The organism is Symbiobacterium sp. (assembly GCF_040797425.1).
Classification (GTDB): Bacteria; Bacillota; Sulfobacillia; order Symbiobacteriales; family Symbiobacteriaceae; genus Symbiobacterium.
Window position 1 is genome coordinate 1 of sequence record NZ_JBFNEH010000014.1, and the last position, 18,316, is coordinate 18,316.

13 protein-coding genes are annotated in these 18,316 nt (G+C 71.8%); 5 read left to right on the top strand and 8 right to left on the bottom strand.

Annotation, left to right across the window (positions count from 1 at the left end; all coding sequences use genetic code 11):
- Both AB2385_RS06345 and AB2385_RS06350 read left to right on the top strand, forming a co-directional pair.
- On the top strand, window positions 1–719 hold a 719-nt coding region (locus tag AB2385_RS06345; protein ID WP_367654109.1), incomplete at its 5' end, for a type I glyceraldehyde-3-phosphate dehydrogenase.
- Between the two features lie 61 nt (window positions 720–780).
- Window positions 781–966 carry a hypothetical protein gene (locus tag AB2385_RS06350; RefSeq protein WP_367654110.1) on the top strand — a complete coding sequence of 62 codons (186 nt, stop codon included), beginning with the start codon at window positions 781–783 and terminating at the stop codon, window positions 964–966.
- A 63-nt stretch (window positions 967–1,029) separates the two neighbouring features.
- Here the strand turns inward: AB2385_RS06350 and AB2385_RS06355 are convergent, their stop codons facing one another.
- Together AB2385_RS06355 and AB2385_RS06360 are read right to left on the bottom strand one after the other, a co-directional pair.
- Window positions 1,030–1,965, bottom strand: a complete 936-nt coding sequence (locus AB2385_RS06355; protein ID WP_367654111.1) for a D-2-hydroxyacid dehydrogenase — start codon at window positions 1,963–1,965, stop codon at window positions 1,030–1,032.
- A gap of 23 nt (window positions 1,966–1,988) precedes the next feature.
- Window positions 1,989–2,210, bottom strand: coding sequence for a hypothetical protein (locus tag AB2385_RS06360; protein WP_367654112.1), 222 nt, complete (start codon window positions 2,208–2,210; stop codon window positions 1,989–1,991).
- A gap of 96 nt (window positions 2,211–2,306) precedes the next feature.
- Between AB2385_RS06360 and AB2385_RS06365 the strand changes: the two genes are divergently transcribed.
- Together AB2385_RS06365 and AB2385_RS06370 are read left to right on the top strand one after the other, a co-directional pair.
- On the top strand, window positions 2,307–3,068 hold the full coding sequence (locus AB2385_RS06365; RefSeq protein ID WP_367654113.1) for a polysaccharide deacetylase family protein: 762 nt from the start codon (window positions 2,307–2,309) through the stop codon (window positions 3,066–3,068).
- Window positions 3,028–3,576 carry a hypothetical protein gene (locus tag AB2385_RS06370; RefSeq protein ID WP_367654114.1) on the top strand — a complete coding sequence of 183 codons (549 nt, stop codon included), beginning with the start codon at window positions 3,028–3,030 and terminating at the stop codon, window positions 3,574–3,576. Before AB2385_RS06365 ends, AB2385_RS06370 begins: the two co-directional genes overlap by 41 nt.
- Before the next feature lie 101 nt (window positions 3,577–3,677).
- On the opposite strand, the gene AB2385_RS06375 is transcribed toward AB2385_RS06370, so the two are convergent.
- Complete coding sequence (locus AB2385_RS06375; RefSeq protein ID WP_367654115.1) at window positions 3,678–5,306, bottom strand: aspartate:alanine exchanger family transporter; 1,629 nt, start codon at window positions 5,304–5,306, stop codon at window positions 3,678–3,680.
- 102 nt (window positions 5,307–5,408) lie between these two features.
- Window positions 5,409–6,794 (bottom strand): TSUP family transporter, encoded by a 1,386-nt coding sequence (locus AB2385_RS06380; protein WP_367654116.1) that lies wholly within the window; start codon window positions 6,792–6,794, stop codon window positions 5,409–5,411.
- Between the two features lie 97 nt (window positions 6,795–6,891).
- Here AB2385_RS06380 and AB2385_RS06385 point away from each other — a divergent pair, with 97 nt between their 5' ends.
- Window positions 6,892–7,473, top strand: a complete 582-nt coding sequence (locus AB2385_RS06385) for a hypothetical protein (RefSeq protein WP_367654117.1) — start codon at window positions 6,892–6,894, stop codon at window positions 7,471–7,473.
- Window positions 7,474–7,617: 144 nt separating this feature from the next.
- Here AB2385_RS06385 and AB2385_RS06390 read toward each other — a convergent pair whose 3' ends face one another.
- The 4 genes from AB2385_RS06390 to addB all read right to left on the bottom strand — a co-directional run bounded on the left by AB2385_RS06390 (window position 7,618) and on the right by addB (window position 18,277).
- A complete protein-coding gene (locus tag AB2385_RS06390) occupies window positions 7,618–8,898 on the bottom strand; it encodes an NCS2 family permease (RefSeq protein WP_367654118.1) in 1,281 nt (426 codons plus the stop codon).
- Between the two features lie 96 nt (window positions 8,899–8,994).
- Complete coding sequence (locus tag AB2385_RS06395) at window positions 8,995–10,488, bottom strand: EAL domain-containing protein (protein WP_367654119.1); 1,494 nt, start codon at window positions 10,486–10,488, stop codon at window positions 8,995–8,997.
- Between the two features lie 132 nt (window positions 10,489–10,620).
- Window positions 10,621–14,784 carry a UvrD-helicase domain-containing protein gene (locus tag AB2385_RS06400; RefSeq protein WP_367654120.1) on the bottom strand — a complete coding sequence of 1,388 codons (4,164 nt, stop codon included), beginning with the start codon at window positions 14,782–14,784 and terminating at the stop codon, window positions 10,621–10,623.
- Window positions 14,774–18,277: a helicase-exonuclease AddAB subunit AddB gene (gene addB, locus AB2385_RS06405; RefSeq protein WP_367654121.1), complete on the bottom strand. Its 3,504-nt coding sequence runs from the start codon at window positions 18,275–18,277 to the stop codon at window positions 14,774–14,776. The genes AB2385_RS06400 and addB overlap by 11 nt, the downstream gene beginning before the upstream one ends.
- Window positions 18,278–18,316: the final 39 nt, after the last annotated feature.

The window sequence follows — 18,316 nt, forward strand, 5'->3', positions numbered from 1 at the left end:
CCCTCCACCTGGAGTCGGGCGCCCGGAAGGTCATCATCACCACGGCGACCAAGGATCCGGACGTCACCATCGTGATCGGCGTCAACGAGGAGACTTACTGCCCCGACCGACACCACGTGATTGCGGCTGCCTCATGCACCACCAACTGCCTCGCCCCGGTGGCGAAGGTAATGCATGAGACCTTCGGCATCGAGAGCGGGTTGATGACCACCGTACACGCGTACACCAACGACCAGAATATGTTGGACAACCCGCACCGCGACCTCAGGCGGGCCCGGTCGGCGACCGCCTCGATCATCCCCACCACCACCGGTGCTGCCAGGGCGGTGGCGCAGGTGCTGCCCGAGCTGAAAGGCCGCCTGAACGGCTTCGCCCTGCGCGTGCCCACGCCCGACGTCTCGGTGGTGGACCTGGTGGCCCGGCTCTCCCGGTCGGCCAGCCGCGAGGAGATCAACCAGGCGCTCCGGGAGGCGGCTGAAGGCCCCCTGCGGGGGATTCTCGCCTACACCGAGGAGGAGCTGGTCTCGACCGACTACGTCGGCGACTCGCACTCCTCCATCGTGGACGGCTCCCTGACCATGGTCGGCCCCGACGGCCTGGCCAAGGTGGTCGCCTGGTATGACAACGAGTGGGGCTACTCCTGCCGGGTCGTGGACCTCGCCGCGCTGGTGGCCCGCCACCTCGCCCTCGGGGAGACGGAGTCGAACGCGGCGGACTGAGCCTGCCCCCGGCCGTCAACGGGCCGCTGAACGCGCAGACTACCCGCGGGAGGTGATCTGCGTGAGCCAGGGTCAGCCGCCCCGCGGCAGGACCGGCGAGAAGGTGCGGGAGTCGGGAACCTACAAGTGCGAGGACAACACCCGATGGACCTACGTGGCCGGCGACGAGTTTCGGGCGTGTCCGTCCACCGGGAAACCCACCGTCTGGGAGAAGACCAGCGAACCGGAACACGCCGACAGCCGCTGAGAAACAGGGCGGCCGCCCGTGCGTATTTTCCGCACGGGCGGCCGCCTTCTGTCCCGGCAGCGCCTAGTACCCCCGGGACCGGTCCACCAGCCCGACGAGCGGCTCGCCCCGCTCCCACCGCCGCAGGTTGGCCACGAAGTACTCCGCCACCTCTTCGGGGAGGCTGGGCCCGCTCATGTGGGGCGTCACCGTGATGCCGGGCTCCGTCCAGAACGGGTGCGACGGCGGCAGCGGCTCCACCGCGAACACGTCCAGGACGGCCTGGATGCGGCCGCTGCGAACCGCCCGGAGGATCGCGCCCTCGTCGATGGTCGCCCCCCGTCCCACATTGATGAGCAGCGCCCTCTCCCGCATCGCCTCGGGGTCGATGAGGCCGCGGCTCTCCGGCGTGTCGGGCAGAGTGCTTACGAGGTAGTCGACGCCGGCGATGAACTCCGCGACCTCGGCCGGCATGAAAAGCCGGTCCACATGGGGCCGCGGCCGCTTGGTGCGGGCGAGGCCCCACACCTCCATGCCGAAGGCTTTCCCTCGGGCCGCGATCTCGAGGCCGATGGAGCCCACCCCGGCGACCCCTAGCCGCTTGCCCGCCAGCCGCCCGGCCGCAAACGGCTCCCAGCGGCGCTCCGCCTGCGCCGCGTACTGGCGCCTGAGCTGCTGGGCATGGGCCAGCATGTGGGCGAACACGTACTCGCTCATGACCGGGCCGAAGAGCCCCTCCACCCGGGTGAGCAGCACGTGCGCAGGCAGCGGGGCCGCGACCAGGTCCTCCACGCCCGCCCCCATCGCCTGCACCCAGCGCAGGCGCCGCGCCTCCCGGAAAAGGTCGGTGGGGAAGCGCCAGCAGAAGAGAATCTCGGCCTCGGCCACCGCCCGGGCAGCCTCCTCCGGCGTGGCGCACGGGATGAGACGGTATTCTGCCGAAGCAGGCAGCAGACGAGCTACCAGGTCTGTATATTTAGTGGCACGGGTCCGTTCGTAGATCAGGATTGTGCCGGGCATGTCGCTCCTCCCCCAGCCTCAGGTTAACGCCCGGTCCCGCTGCGCACGCGGTCAGAGGCGATGCCCACGCCCGTGCCCAGGGCGAGCACCACGGCGACGGTGATCGCCACGTACCGCCCGGTCGGATCCCACGTGAACACGGCGAAGGGGCTCCGGCCCCACACCGCCTCCATGCCCATGTGGACCAGCAGCAAGACCACCCAGATTCCCAGCGTGACCAGGAACCCGATCAGTCCCCCACGCATGGATCCTCCCCCTTTCGCTGCAACATTCGGCGCTTTCCCGCCGGGATCCTGTCGGCGAGCAGGACCGACCGCGCCGGTCAGAGAGGGGGGTCAGCGGTGACCGATCCGTTCACGCTCCTGCTCATGACGCTCTTCGGCTATGTCGGGGTACCGACGTTCCTGGCCCGCGCGGGCTTCTCCCGCGTGCTGAAGCGTCTGCCCGAGACCCCGCCGCAGGTGGCCCTCACCTTCGACGACGGCCCGGATCCCGTCTGGACCCCGCGGATCCTCGAGATTCTGGACCGCCACGGTGTGCCGGCGACGTTCTTCGTGTTGGGCAGCCAGGCGGAGCGGCATCCGGACGTGGTCCGTCAGGTGGCCGCCGCCGGCCACGAGGTCGGCGTGCACGGCTACCGCCACCGGGTGCCGGCCCTGCTCGGACTGCGGGCCACCCTGCAGGACGTGGGGGCGACGGTGCGGGTGCTCACCGAAATCCTGGGGCGGCCGCCCCGCTACTTCCGCCCGCCCTGGGGCATCTTCAACCTGTGGACGGGCCTCGCCGCCAGGCGCTACAACCTCTTCCCGGTCGTCTGGTCCCTCTATGTCTCCGAGTGGTCGCGCAGCACCACCGCACACTCCATCTACGTGGACGCGATGCGCCGCGCGCAGCCGGGCACCGTGATCCTGCTGCACGACTGCGCCGGCCCCGGCTCGCGGCCCGACGCCCCGGCAATCGTGGCCAGGGCCCTGCCGCGGCTCATCACCGGGCTCAGGCGCAGGGGGCTCCAGCTGGTCAGCCTCTCCCGGCTGCTCGTACACACGAAAGGAGGGCTGCCCCATGCGCCCGGTGATTCGAGCGTGGGATCGCCTCGCCCGTAACCTGTTCTCCATCCGTCCGGCCCGGGATGGCGGCGTGCTGGGCTACGCCCTGCGCCGGTACCCCGGGCGCGGCATGGTCACGGTCGGCGGGGCGACGCTCCGCCGGGGCGACCTGGTGCTGGAACTGCACCTGGACAGCCGCCTCCTGGCCGCGGAGACGGCGGACGAGTCCACCCACCACCGCATCCTTCGACTGCGCCGGACCCTGCTCGCCGACCTCCGGGCCCTCGCCCGACAGGTGGAATCCGACCCCCGCCTGGGCCGCGCCGCCGGGCTGTGGGCCCTGACGGTCCTGCACCGCGGGGTGGGGGCCCTCGGCTTCACCGTGGCCGAGCCCCGCCCGGTGCCGTTCGGCCGCCTTTCCACCTGGTACATGCGGCTGCTGCTGGCCGCATACCACCCCGACGGGAACCGCCGACTGCAACAACGGAGGCCAGAGCTGGTGGCCAGGGAAATCTTCCTGCCCATGGCCGAGTTCCGGGCGCGGTATGGGGGGAAGCAGGCGTAACCCGGGGGCGAGGCTCGCAAAGCTCCCCGCCCCCGTCACGGCAATGAAATGAGCCACCCCCATGCACGGGCGTGGCTCACCTTGTACTCCAATATGCCCGGTCACATCAGCAGCGCCAGCAGCAACGGCGCCAGGACGATCTTCACCACCATGGACAAGGGGTAGACCGTCACGTACCCCACGTTGGGCAGCTCATTCTCCGCCTCGTCGAGGGCAAAGCCGAGCGTCGCGGACTGGGTCTGCATGCCGGCCACCATGCCGGTGAGGAGCCCCATGGGGATCTTCATCCAGCGGTAGCCCACGTAGAGCATCATCCAGGCGCAGAGCATGGTGATGACAGCGCTGGCGCCCAGCATGGCCCAACCCCGGGGCTGGGCCAGCACCCGCACAAACTCGTAACCCGAGCGCGTGCCCACCGCGGCGAGGAAGATCGTGAGCGCCACCTGCCGCAGCAGCAGGTTGGCGCTGTAAGGCAGCACCCAGACCAGCGGGCCGGTGCGCTGCAGGGCGCTGAGCACGAGCCCGACGATCAGCGGCCCGCCCGCCAGCCCGAGCTTCACCGTGATGCCGCCGGGCAGGGGAATGGGCAGCATTCCCAGGCCGATGCCCAGCACCATCCCCAGCGCCAGAGCCGTCACATCGATCTCAGACACGGCCTTGAAGGAGTCGCCGAAGTAGCGGGCGACCTCGTCCATGCGCTCCCGCCGGGCGAGCACCCGCACCCGGTCGCCCAGCTCCAGCGCCATGTCGGCATGGGGCAGCAGCTCCAGGTCGCCCCGCCACACCCGGGAGACCACCACGCCGAAGCGGTGGGTGAGTTCCAGCTCCCGCAGGGTGCGTCCGGCCAACTCCGGGTTGGAGACGAAGACCTGGCGCATGTCGACCTCGGACCGGTCGAGGTCGGCCTCCACCTCGCTGACGGCACCGATGGCGCGGGCCGCCCGCTCCAGTTCCTCCACCGTGCCCACGGCGGTGAGCAGGTCGCCGTGCTCGAGCCGGCTGCCCCAGTTGGCCACCTCGGCGTGCTCCCCGCGCCGGATGCGTCCGAAGACCACTTTCAGCCGGTGGACGGCCACCACTTCGTTGACGGTGTGGCCCACCACCTCGGGCCGCTCCACCCGCAACGTCCAGCAGGTGATCTCCTCCGAGACGCCGGGCATGTCCTTCAGCGACCGGGCCTCGGCCCGGTAGTCGATGCGGAATACGCGCTGCGCCAGATAGATGGCCAGAATCATCCCGATCACGCTGACGGGGTAGGCGATGGAGTAGCCCACCACCGGTCCGGTGGCGTACGCGGTGGCCCCCGTACGGGTGAGGTACTCGACTGAGGCAGCCATCGCCGGAGTGGAAGTCAGCACGCCGGAGTAGAGGCCGGCCGTCTCGCCGGGGTGCAGCCCCAGCAGGTAATGGGGAACCAGCAACAAGAGGGCGGCCAGGAGGATGGCGGCAACAGCCAGGAGGTTATGGCCGACCCCCCTGCCGCGGAAGGAGCGGAAGAAGCCGGGACCGCTGCTGAGGCCCACGCAGTAGACGAACAGCGCCAGGCCGAACTCAAAAACGATGTCCGGCAGCTTCAGGCTGGGGTCGAGGGCGCCGAAGGCCAGTCCGACGAACAGGACGGCTGCAACGCCCAGGCGCACGCCGCCAATCTTGATCCGTCCGAGCGGGTAGCCGATGCCTGCGACGAGGAAGAGCAACAGGAGCGGGTTGTTCTGCAGGATACCGAGCATGTTCTGCGGAGCCTCCAACGACGTTTGGTTCAGGTACATCCGAATTCATTCGCTCCCCGCTCGCACGGCGCCTGCCCGCCATGGCGATTGCCGACAGTTCCGTCACAGGCCCTCCAGCGGCTGCTCGTCCGAGCCGAAGCCCGCCGCCGGCGTGTACACCGGCGGTGCCCCGTTCGCTGCCGCGTCGCCCTGCGGCGTGGGCGAGTCCAGCGTCTCCCAGGCCGCCGCGCCCCCCTCCAGGTAGCGGGTGCGGTGGCCGCGCATCGCCGCGAGGGCCACCGCCTCCGGGCTCAGCACCCCATCGTCGCAGACGAACACGGCCCCGTCGGCCGGGTCGGCGACATCCAGCCAGGCCTCCAGCTGCGGCCACGGGATGTTCACGCCGCCCGGCAGCGGGCGGCTGAGCGCCACCGCCGGGTCCCGCAGGTCGATGATCTGCGGCAGCGGCCCCTCCTGCACCATCCGGCGCAACTCTTCCGGCAGGAGGGGCGGCAGCGGGTCGACCAGCCGCTCGGGCGCGTCGGTCGGCCCCCAGGCCCGGATGCGGGGGCCAAACAGCGCTCCGCCCCGCCGCCGGCGGACCGACATCCAGAGCGCGGCCACGACCGCCGGCAGCGCGGCCAGGAGGTAGAGATGGCCGGGCCGCACCCGCCGGCCCAGCTCCGGCACCGCGAGCAGCCAGAGCCAGGCGGCGGCAGCCCAGGCGAAAGCCACGGCCGCCCCGGCCAGCCGCCGGGGGCTCAGCCGCCGGGCGAGCTCGGCGCCCCACCACGTGGCGGGGACCGCTCCCGCCACCAGCGGCGCGGCCAGCCACAGGTCGACCTGACCGGTCAGGCCCTTGCCCGCCAGGCCGCCCATGGCGCTGAAGAGCACAATCCCCACCACGGTAGTCTCCGCTGCCCGGCGGGGCCCGACCAGGCGCGCGATCAGGGGCTCCAGGAGGAAACCGCCCGCCGCTCCGACGAGTCCCGATACTGCCCCGGTGCCGGCTGACGCCAGGGCTGCACTCCACACCGGCTGCAGCCCACGGCCTTTGGCCTGAGCACGCCCTGGCGCGCTCGGCCGCGCCCGCGCCGGCCCGCTCCCCGACTCCTGCTTCCGGCCCGCCGGCCGCCGGGGCACCAGCAGCAGGAGGCCGGCCACCGTGGCAAACGCAGCCAGAAGGAAGAGCAGCGCTCTTCCTGGCAGCCGCGCCGAAACCAGGCCCCCGACCAGCGCCGCCCCGGCCCCGGCCAGCCCGGGCACCAGCAAGAGCCGCAACTCCTTCCCGCCTGCGATCCGCCGGCTCCAGAGGGAGACCGCGGCCCACAGCAGGCCGTAGAGCAGTGTGATGGAGGCAACGGCGTGCACACTGAGGTCGCTGAGCCCCAGGATGTGCGGCACGGTGAGCAGCAGCGGCGACAGCACCACCGCGCCACCCAGGCCCAGCAGTCCGGCGATGAACCCTCCGGTGATGCCAACTCCGATCAGCAGCGCCGTCTGCGTCATCGCCCCGTCTGGCGCTTCCCCCTTCCCGCCCGGGTGTCGCATTCTACCGTCTAGTCTTCCCCACCGGCGGACAGGCTAGGCGGCGGAGGATGAGAGCATGTCGGCGGCGCTTCACCGCTATTTGGATCGGCTGGCCCGGGTGATGGGGGTGCGGCCGACCTGCGAGAGCGTGGTTCGCCTCTGGGAGGCTGCCGGGCGCCCGGGGAGCCTGCACCTGCTGGACGCGGGCACGGGCGGATGGGCGGTCGTCTCGTCCCTGCTCCGGTGGGCGGACCGGACCGGGGTGCGCATCGCCATCACGCGGCTGGAGCCGGACCCGCAGGCCTGTATGCGCGCCGCGCGCCGCTTCGCCGGAGAGCCGCGGGTCCGGGTCGTGCAGGGGGACCGGCGGCAGCTCCGGCCGGCCTCGGCCGACATCGTCGCGGCCCTGGGGCTGCTCCGCGGCCTGCCGCCCGTCCAGGTTCCCTGGATGCTGCTGCACTGGCGGGAGGCCGCCCGCATCGGCGTGGTGGCAGTGGAGCCGTGGGGTTTCAGCGCCGGGGATGTGGCGGAACTGCGCAGCTACCCGGGCCTGGAGGAGCTGCGGTACAGGAGGCGCCGCTGGTTCTGCGGCCAGATCACACTGGCGGTGGCGTCGCCGCCATGCGGGCGCTGGCGGGACGGACGGGCGGGCAGATGACGCCGGGCGCCCACCCGCCCCCGCGGGGTGGCGGCCGGGCCGGTGGAAGACCCGGTCGGCCCAGGAGAGTGCAGGAGAAGAGCCGGGGCCGGTGAAGCGCACGGCCCCGGGTGTGGGGGCAGTGCCGTCAGGCCATCCAAGACCTCACGCCGCCCGGATCAGGAAGTAGAGCAGGAACAGTGCGGCCACCACGTACATCGCGGGGCTGACCTCCCGCCACCGGCCGGCCGCCGCCTTCACCAGCGGATAGGCCACCAGGCCGAAGGCGATGCCATCGGCCACCGAGAACGTGAGGGGGATCAGGAGGATCACCAGGAAGGCCGGAATGGCCTCCGTCAGGTCGTCGAACGCGATCGTCCGCAGCGGCTCGCACATCAGCGCCCCCACCAGCACCAGCACCGGGGCGATGGCGCTGTTGGGGATGAGCCCCACCACGGGCAGCGCGCCCAGGGAGGCCAGGAAGAGCACGCCGGCCGTCACCGCCGTGAGTCCCGTCCGGCCCCCGGCGGCGATGCCGGCCGCGCCCTCCGCCGCGGCCACCGTCGGCGTGGCGCCCAGCAGCCCGGCCAGGAAGACGGCGAGCGCGTTGGCCTGCAGGGCCCGGGGCACCTCCTCCTTCCGCGGCAGGAGGCCGTACATCAGGCCCAGGTTCTCGAAGAGGACCACCATCGTGAACGTGAACGTGGCCGCCCAGAAGGGCAGGGTGGCGAGGCGGCCCGGCGAGAGGGCGCCCGCCACCTGCCGGTACGCCGCCAGCGAGGCGGATGCGGCGGCCGTCCCGCCCGGATGGCCCGCGGCCCAGGCCAGGAGGGACCCCGCCCCGATGCTGATCAGCACCGCTCCGGGCACCCGCCGGAGGTAGAGCACCACGGTAATGGCCAGCGTGATGAGCGTCAGCAGCACCTGGGGGTCGCCCAGGTCGCCGAGGGCCACCAGGCTGTCGCCGCCCGAGACGATGAGGCCGCCCTGGCGCAGGCCGATGAACGTCAGGAAAAGCCCCACCCCGGCGGAGATCGCCGCCCTGAGCGATGCCGGAACGCCGCTGAGCACGCTCTGCAGCGCCGGGGTGAAGGCGACGACGCTGCAGAGGAGCCCGGTGGCGCAGACCACGGCCAGCGCCTCCTGCCAGGCGAGGCCGATCCCCTGCACCAGCGTGTAGGTGAAGAGGGCGGCGTCGCCCAGACCCGTCACCACCATGAGCGGGGCGTTGGCCCACAGGCCCATCAGGAGGGACCCCACGCCCGCCGCCACCGCCGAGGCCACCGTGGCCCCGGCCAGCGGCATGCCGGCCTCGGCCATGAGCCTGGCGTTCACCACCACAACGTAGGCGCCGGTAACGAACGAGACAAGCCCCGCCATCACCTCCCGGCGGAGCGTGGTGCCGTTTGCCTGCAGCTGAAAGCGATCCTCAAGTATTCGGTTCACGAAACGCACGTTATCCTGACTCCGATGCGAAAAACCCTCCACCCACCCGTGAGACAGAGCTCACGAGGCCCATGATAGCACAGGAAAATCCCGCCGTCACGAGGCGGCGGGATTCAGGCTTTCCACCAGTGCGGAGAGCGGTCCGGGACGCCCCAGGTGGAAGCCCTGGCCCAGCTCCACGCCGATCTCGCAGAGCCGCAGCCGGGTGTCCTCGTCCTCCACCCACTCGGCCACCACCTGCAGGCCCAGGTCTGTCGCCAGACGGTGGATCGCCTCCACCACCAGCCGGCTGGCAGGGTTGTGGGCCAGGCCCGTCACGAAGGAGCCGTCGATCTTGACCACGTTCACCGGAAGATTGGCCAGGGCGCTGAGGGACGAGAAACCCTGCCCCAGGTCGTCCAGTGCGAAACCGCATCCCAGCGCCCGCATCTCGTCCATCCACGCGCGCAAGGTCTCGGCGTCGCCGGCCCAGGCCGTCTCGGTAATCTCGAACGTGAGCCGGTGCGCCACTGCGCGCGCCTGCTCCACGCGCCGGGCAATCCACCGGCGCTGTGCGGGATCCCGCAGGCTCTGACCGGAAAGGTTGATGAAGAGGTGCAGGTCCGGCATCCCTTCGAGGGTGGCGATGACCTGCTCCAGGCACCACCGGTCCACCTCGGGCATGAGCCGGAACTCCTCGGCCGCGTTCAGAAACGTCCCCGCCGGATACGTCTCCCCGTCCTCGTCCCGCAGGCGCAGAAGGGCCTCGGCGTAGGCCACCCCGCCCCGCTCGAGGTGGACGACCGGCTGGTATTCCAAGAAGAGCGAGCCGTTCCGGAGTGCGGCGCTCAGGCGCTTTCCCCACCGGGCCATGGCGTGCAGCGCGGCAAGTTCGGCGTCGTCAGGCGGGGGGAGGATGCGCCCCTGGCCCCACTGCTGCGCGCGGTGGAGCAGCAGCTGGCCGACCAGCAGCACGTCCTGCGGCTCCATGCCGGGGCGCAACGGCACCAGACCGGAGCAGAAGCTCACCCGGCCCCGCTGCCCCGCCTGCCGGTCGAGCGAGCCCAGCCGGCGCTGCAGCTCCAATGCGAGCTCGTAACCCCCTTCCGGGTCCACCTCCGGCAGCAGCAGGGCGAATTCGTCCCCGTCCAGGCGGAAGGGCACGCCCTGCGGCGGTGCGCAGGAGACCAGGGCGGCGGCCACCGACTGCATCAGCGCATCGCCGGCGTCGTGGCCGAGGCTTTCATTGACCAGCCGCATGCCGTCCACGTCCAGCACCAGGAGCGTCCCGCCCCGGCGGGCGGCCAGCAGGTCGCCCAGGCGGCGAATCAGCACCGTCCGGCCCTCGAGGGTGCACTCGGGCTGCGGGTGGGAGGCGGCCGCCCGGCCGGCGAAGCTGCGGCTGAGGAAGAACAGATACACGGCGGTTGCGGTAACGAAAAGGAACCCCTTTACGGTCTGCACGTTCCAGCGCAGGCCGGCTGAGCTGAGCCACTGCTCGGCAATCCTGTCTGACCCCCAGACCCACACTAGCGAGACGAAGAGGTAGGCCAGCGAGGCCAGGGCGGCCCGGCTGGTGGCAGGGGAGACAGGGGTTGCTAGTCGCTTCAAATGATTCACCCCGGGTCCACTGAGACATGGTATTACGCACCCAAGAATATCACAATCGTCAAGTAACGGTATAGGTTCTGGACCCGGGGGCAGGCATCAGACCGAATTGCGTCACTACCAGCGCGAAAGTACTCACACGAGCAGAGACCGATGGCTCGCCAGGAAGTGCAGGTACGCCTCCTTGACCGGGCGCCCCAGGATCTCCTCCACCGCCCGGCGATAGAGCCGGATCTGCGTCCCGTAGCGGAGTGCGGCCTGTTCGGGCTCACGGCGGTCGGTCTTATAGTCTACCAGCACAAACCCATCGTCCTCCTCCAGAAGAAGGTCGATCATCCCCTGCACGATCACCACATCGGAGGAGGCGACCGCCGCCGAAAGGTCCGGGTAGACCTCGGCCGCGGGCACCGCCAGCGTGAAGGAGACCTCGCGCCGCACCCGGTCGGGCCGCTCCCGGATGCGCCGCCCCAGGGGCGAGGCGAAGAAGGCGGCGATGGCCTCCGCGTCCACGGCGGCGGCCTGCTGCGGCGTGAGCAGCTTTCCGGCGACCAGTTCGGAGAGCTGCGCGCCCACGTCCGCCGCGTCCAGCGGGCGGGTGAGGTCCAGGTGCTGCAGCACCAGGTGCGCCGCGGTGCCCCGCTCCGTGGGCGACAGCCCCTTGCGCTCCTCCTGGAGGAAGCGCGGCCGGCTGGAGAGGCCGCTGCCGATGGGCTCGCCGTCCTCCTCGTCCACCACCAGCCGCTCGCCCGGGGCCTCCGCGTCGGGGTCGAAGTGGCCCTTCAGTTCGGTGACGGACAGCTTGCCGAACCGGCGCACCACCGTCTCGTAGGGGTAGCGCCAGGCGAAGCGGGCGCGCAGGGCGTCCCCCAGGGCGGGGTCCAGGGGCCGGTCGAGGGGCTCGGCGGCGGCGATGCGCGCCCAGTCAAGCTGCTCCCGAGCGCCGGGGACGCCGGCGAGATCCACCAGCTGCTCCTGGGCCTGCGGATCCCAGACGGTGACCTGCCAGCGTGACGGGTCGCCGGCCACCGCCGCGTCCGGGCCCGCCGCGGCGTCCAGCGCCGGGCCCGCCAGCCGCCTCAGCGGCGCACCGGCGGCGTGGCGCATTACGGCGGGTCCGATCCAGTCGAGGTAGGTCCTGGCCGAAAGCAGCAGCGACTCGGGCAGCGGCCAGCCCGCCACCGCGGCCGCCCGGGACCACTGCTGGCAGGCGGCACGCAGCTTTGCCACGCTGCCCACCAGCACCAGGCGCTCCCGCGCCCGGGTGAGGGCCACGTAGAGCACCCGGAGCTCCTCGGCCAGGCTCGCCAGGCGGGTGGCCTCCCGCACGGCGTGGTGGGCGATCGTCGGGTACTTCACCCGAGACTCGGGGTCCACCAGCATCGGCCCGAAACCCAGCCCCCGCTCCAGCAGCAGGTCGCCGGAGAGGTCCCGCTCGTCGAACTTGCGGCCGAGACCGGCCACGAAGACCACCGGGAACTCGAGGCCCTTGCTCTTGTGGATTGTCATCACGCGCACCACGTCTTCGGCCTCGCCCAGGGCTGGAGCCGTGCCCATGTCCTGCGACTCGGCCCGCATCCGCTCGATAAAACGCAGGAAGCGGAAGAGCCCCTGACGGGCGAACTGGTCGAACTGGCGCGCCCGCTCGTAGAGCGCCAGCAGGTTGGCCTGCCGCTGCGCTCCGCCGGGCATGCCGCCGACATAGTGCAGGTAACGGGTCTCCTGGAGAATCTGCCAGATTACCTGGCTGAGCGGCCGGCGCCGGGCCAGGGTCCGCCAGCAGTCCAGGGCGGCCAGGAACCGGGAGAGCACCTCCGCCAGCCCGTCCGGCTGAGACGGGGTCACGTCGGGTGCGGCGGCAGCCGCAGCCTCGGCCATGCCGGTACCGGCACCCTCTGCCGTGGCGTCCGCGTCCCGCGTGCCGGCAGCCGAGCGGGCCGCGGCCACCAGGGCGTCGTAGAACGAGCCGCGCGGGTCGGCCAGGCGGATGCGGGCGAGGTCCGCGGCGGAGAGCCCTACGATGGGCGAGTGCAGCACCGCGGCCAGCGGGATGTCCTGCCGGGGGTTGTCCAGGATCTGCAGCAGGCTGAGGATGACCTCCACCTCGGTGGCGCTGAAGTAGCCGGTCGCCATCTGCGCATAGGCGGGGATGCCAGCCTGGCCCAGGACCTCCACGAACGTGTTGGCCCGGCCGGTGGTCGCCCGGAGGAGGACCACGATGTCGCGGTACCGCACCCGGCGGTAGGTCTGCAGCTTGCGGTCCCAGACCTGCAGCGGCGGCTCGCCCGGCGTGCCGTCCACCATCTCCCGGATGCGCCGGGCGATGAGGCGGGCTTCCCGCTCCATCGCCGTCAGGTCGGCGAGCTCTTCCGCCAGCGAGTTGCTGTTCCGGCCATCGCCGGTGCCGTCGTCGGTGGTGTTGCCCTCGGTTGCGCCTTCGGCGGCCTCTTCGGACTCCGCCGGTTCCTCGCGGTCGAGCAGGTGCAGTTCCACCGGGGGCTCGGCGGGAAATCCGGCGGGAACATGGGCAGCGGGCCCGGATGGGGTGCCAGCAGGGGTATCCCCAGACGCACCTGCACCGCTTGCGGCTCCGGTGGCCCCCGCCGGTTCCGCAGCGGTTTCCCCGGACGTGCCCGCTGGTGCATCCGCGCTGGCCTCCGGGGGAACGGGGGCAGGGGCGGCGGCCGGCACCTCTGCGGGCTGTCCCGTGTCCCCCGAAGGACCGGGCACGGCGGGCAGCGGCGGGTAGCCGGCCCGGTAGACCAGTTCGGCCTCCTTATCGTAGGCGATCTCCCCCGCCTCGGGGGTCATGATCTGCCGGAAGAGGAAGTTGACCGCGTCCACCACGCCCAGCCGGCTGCGGAAGTTGGCGCCGAGCACGATGCGCGCACCGGAGGCCGCAGGGTCGGGGGCGCCGCTCCACGGCCGGTAGGCCGCGTACTTGGCCATGAAGAGGCTCGGGTCCGCGTGGCGGAACCGGTAGATCGACTGCTTCACGTCGCCCACCATGAAGCGGTTCGGCGGGCCCTCCTCGCCGTCCCGGGAGACCAGCGTCAGGATTGCGTCCTGCACGCCGTTGATGTCCTGGTACTCATCTACCAGGACCTCCTTATAGCGGGCCCGCAGGTCCCGGGCCACGTCGGAGGGCACCAGGCGCTCGGGGGTGGACGCCGGGTCGCGCAGCAGCTGGAGTGCGAACCGCTCCAGGTCGTTGAAGTCGACGGCGGACTGCGCCGCCTTCGCCGCCCGGAACTCTGCCGCGAACTCCGTCACCACCTGGCCCAGCGTGCGCAGGTGGGGGGCGACCACCCGCAGGTCGCCCAGCCACTCCGCGGCCGTCCGGCCGAAGTAGCGCTCCAGCACCCCGCGCACGGCCTTCTTCGCGCCGTCCCGCAGGTTCTGGACCTTTTCCTTCAGCTTCTCGTCCACGTCTTTCCCTGCCCGGGGCAGCCGTCCGAAGGCGATCCCCTTCACCGCCGCGGCCAGGTCGTCGTACGTCTCGGCCCGGGCCGCCCGCCGCACGGCCGCCTCCTCGGCAGCCAGCACGTCGGCGTAGGCCACCGGGCCGCCGGGGAGCCGGGTGAGCCGCGCCGCGTCCGCCAGGGAGTCGGCCGCCCGCTCCAGGTCCAGCCGCACCTTTCGCCTGAGCGGCGGCCACCAGGGCAGGTCTTCGAGGGCTGCGCCCTCGGGCACGTCGAAGCGGGCCAGGCTCTCCTCCAGCCAGGCCTCGGGCCAGGGCAGCGACTGCATGTAGTCGTAGACCGCCAGCACCAGCTGCCGCAGGCCCTCGTCGCCCCGGCCGCCGCCGTAGCGGTCCACCAGGGCGTGGAACGGCCCGTCCTCCTCCTCGTCGAACCGGCGGGCGAAGAGGTCGTCCAGCACCTCGTGGCGCAGCAGGAGCGCCTCGTGCTCGCCCATCACGCTCACCGACGGGTCGATCCCCAGCCGGTAGAAGTACTGGCGCACCAGCGACAGGCAGAAGCTGTGCAGCGTGCTGATGGCCGCCCGGCCCAGCAGGGCCAGCTGCCGCTGGAGCCGCTCGTTGTCCGGGTCTTTCGCCAGCGCCGCCTCGATGGCCGCGCCGATGCGCTCCCGCATCTCGGCAGCCGCCGCCTCGGTGAAGGTGACCACCAGGAGCTCGTCGACGTCGATGGGGTCGCCGGGATCGGTCAGCCGCCGGATCACCCGTTCCACCAGCACCGCCGTCTTGCCGGAGCCCGCGGCCGCCGCCACCAGCAGGTCGGTACCCCGGGCCGTGATCGCCTGCTCCTGCTCCGGGGTCCAGCGCACCTCACCGCTCACCCGCTCCACCTCCCATCGCAACTCGCTGCCACACCGCCGGGGCGGCGATCTTCTCCAGGCGCCGGTACGTCTGCCCCTCCACCCCAGGGTCGAACTGGCAGACCGACCGGTACTGGCAGTATGTGCAGGGCGTCTCATCCGCCAACCGGTAGGGGGCGACCGCCACCTCGCCCTCCATCACCCGGGCGCCGCACTCGCCCACGATCTTCTTCAGGTGGTCGAAGAGCAACCGGAACTGCGTCGGGTCGGCCACCGGGGAGCCCTTGCGCACGGTGCCGTCCTGGTTCACCCGGGCCTGGATCAGGCCTAGCCCGGCCTCGTCCATGGCCAGGATCACCGCCGGATCGGCGCTCACCAGCCCCCGGGCCTGGTACCGCCTGCGCCGCCGACGCCGGATTTCGTCTTCCGGCTGCGGTCCGGGCAGCGGCTCCAGCGGGTTGTGCACCGGGAAGTAGAGCGCCCCGGCCGGGACCCGCTCCCCGGGCAGCAGCGGCTCGCCGCCCTCCACCACCGCGCACAGGTAGAGCAGCAACTGCAGGGCCAGGCCGTGGTAGAACTCGCCCAGCCGCAGGTCGCGCTGGCTCGACTTGTAGTCGATCACCCGCACCAGCCAGCTGCCGTCGGGCCGCTGCAGGGCGTCCACCCGGTCGATGCGGCCGCGCAGCAGCACCCGGTCGCCGCCGGGCAGCGGCACCGCCACCGGCGGCAGGCCGTCCTGCTCCTCGCCGAAGGGCACCTCCACGGCGACCGGCCGGAAGCGGCCGTGGGCCACGTGCTCGCCCAGGAAGCCGAGCGTCGCGCGCAGGGTGCGGCGGATCACCTTCAGGAGGTAGCGGTGCTGCGGGCTGGAGAGGAGGATCTCGCTCTGCAGGCGGGGCGCCAGGCGGTCCACCACGTCGTCCATGCGCCGGGCCGCCTCGTCGGGCGCCAGCGCGTCCCACGAAAGCCCATCCCGCTCCAGCTCCCGCACGAAGAGCGACAGGGCGGCGTGGTAGAACAGGCCGAACTCGGGCGCGTCCACCTGGAACTGGGCCCGCTCCTGCAGCCTGAGGGCGTAGCCGGCGAAGTGGCGGAACGGGCAGGCGAGGAAGGCCTCGAGCCGGCTGACGCTGGTGAGCAGCCGCTCGCCGTAGAGCAGCCGGGCCAGGTCGCGCCCCAGCGGCGCCGACCGGCGGCGGAACCATTCCTCGTAACCCACCGCGGCCAGGATGGAGGCGCTCGCCTCGTGCAGCCCGGGCTCGCTGACCGCCCACTGGTAAAGGTCGAGCCAGAGGGGGTCGAGGGGATAGCCCGAGCGGGCCTGCCGCAGGGCCCGCGCGATGGAAGCGGCCAGCTGCACCGGCGTGGTGACCGCATCGAGGGCCTCCGCCGCCGAGCCGCCCGCCGGGACGGCCGGCCGCGGCTGCAGTGCGGGGAAGAGGCGCCGCAGCCGGTTCACCACCGGCGAGGGGGCAGTCGCCCGGCCCGACTCGTCGGCCAGCGGGTAGCTGATCCAGAGGAAGTCCGACCCCCGGGTGAGCGTCAGGTAGGTGAGGAACTGCTCCTGGAAGAGCCGCTCCAGGCTGGTGGGGCCGACGTCGAGCCCGGCCTGCTTCAGCCGCTCCCGCTCCCGATCGGTGAAGATGGCGTCCTCCGCCGGCTGGGGCGGGAAGTCCTTCTCGGTGGCACCCAGGATCAGCGTGGCCCGGACGCCGGCGTGCCGGCTTCGCTCCACGGTGCCGACGATCACCTGGTCCAGGCCGGGCGGGATCAGGCCCAGCCGCAGACCGTCCAGTCCCGCGGCGAGCACCTGCAGGTACTCCCGCGGGGTCATCTTCTCGTTCCCCAGTCCTTCCACCACCTGGTCGAAGAGCTCCAGCACGCGGGTCCAGACTTGCTCGTGCTCCCGGGCGGTCTCCAGGTCGCCCCGCTTCTGGGCCTCCTCCTTCCACGCCTCCAGCTGGCGGGCGACTTTCAGGTCGTCCAGCAGCTGGAACAGGTAGGTGGTGAGCTCCCGGACGGTGAGGCCCTGGCGGCTCCGGCGCTCGATGCGGCGGTGGAAGGCCAGCAGCGGTGCGGTGGCGCGGCTGCGGATGTGGTGGATGCGTTCCAGCAGGGCCCGCTGACCCGGACCGGCGGGCGTCTCGTCCTCCTCCAGGGTGTAGCGGCGGAGGTACTGCCAGGGCTCCGGCTGCTGCCAGGCGCGGCCCCGGATGCCGTGCTCGATCACGTAGTTCTCCAGCAGGTCGACCTCCGTGCGGGAGACACCGGCCAGGTCGGTCTTGAGGTAGCGGAAGACGGGGTCATACGCCCAGTCGTGCACTACCACCTCCAGGGCCGCCCGGAGGAGCTCCACCAGCGGGTGGTGGGCGACGGTGCGCCGCCGGTCGATGAACGCGGGGATCCCGTGCTCGGCGAAGATCGTGGCGGTGAGGTCGCCGTACTCGTCGAGGTTGCGGGCAATCACGGCAATCTCCCGGAAGCGCAGCCCCTCCTCCCGCACCAGCCGCAGGATCTCCCGGGCGGCCGCCGCCACCTCCTCCCGCCGGTTCTGCGCCTCCACGAGGGCGATGTGCGCCGGCGCGTCCGTCCAGGCCGGGGCCGACTGCCGGAAGAGGTATTGCTCCACGTGGGCGAGTTCGGGGGCGTGCCGGAAGCGGTGACCTTCCCGCAGAAGCAGGGGCGGGTCAACGGGCACGCCGTTCTCCAGGGCCAGCGCCACGAGCTGGTCGTAGGTGGTAAGCGGCGGATGGAAGAGGTCGCCCGGACCGTGGTGCCCGCCGGCCTTGTAGAGCTGGCCCGGGGGGATGCAGAGGCTCACGTGGACCTGCCGGGCGGAGCGCATGATCGCAGCCAGCACGGTCAGTTCCTGCGGGGTGAAGCCATTGAACCCGTCCACCCAGACCTCGGCGCCGTCCAGCAGCCGGCTCTGCTCGAGGTGGGCCGCCAGCACGGTGAGGTAGTCGTCGGGGTCGGTGAAGCGGTTCTCGGTGTACTGCTGGAGGTCCGCCATCACCAGGGAGAGGTCGTGCAGCTTCGCCCCGAGCGCGGTCTCGCCCAGTCCCTCGGCCTCAAGCTGCTCGAACTGCCGCCGGAGGCTCTCGGGCCCCTGCTGGTAGCTGCGCAGCTCGCGGATGGAGCCTGCGACGCGCTCGATGAAGCCGGGCTTGTCCGCGACCTGGTGGAAGAGGCGCAGTTCGCCGCGCCGGCGCTCGAGGAGGGCGCGCAGGACCATCTGCTTGCCGAGGTCGGAGAGCGGCGGCAGCGCCAGGCCGCCCACCTTGAGGGACACGCGCCAGGCCAGTCGCTGGAAGGAGAGCACCTGCGCCCGCATGATGCCCTTGAGCCGTCCGCTGCTGAGCAGGGCCTGCTCCACCTGGAAGGTGGCCTGCTCGGGCACGAGCAGGATGAGCGGGGGCCCGGACGGCGCGGCCAGGGCGGCCTGGGTGAGTTCGTCCAGGCAGGTCTGGCTCTTGCCGGAGCCGGCACTGCCGATGATGAAGCGCACGGCCATGATGGGACCTCCTTTTGTGTGATGCGGTGAACGGTGGGT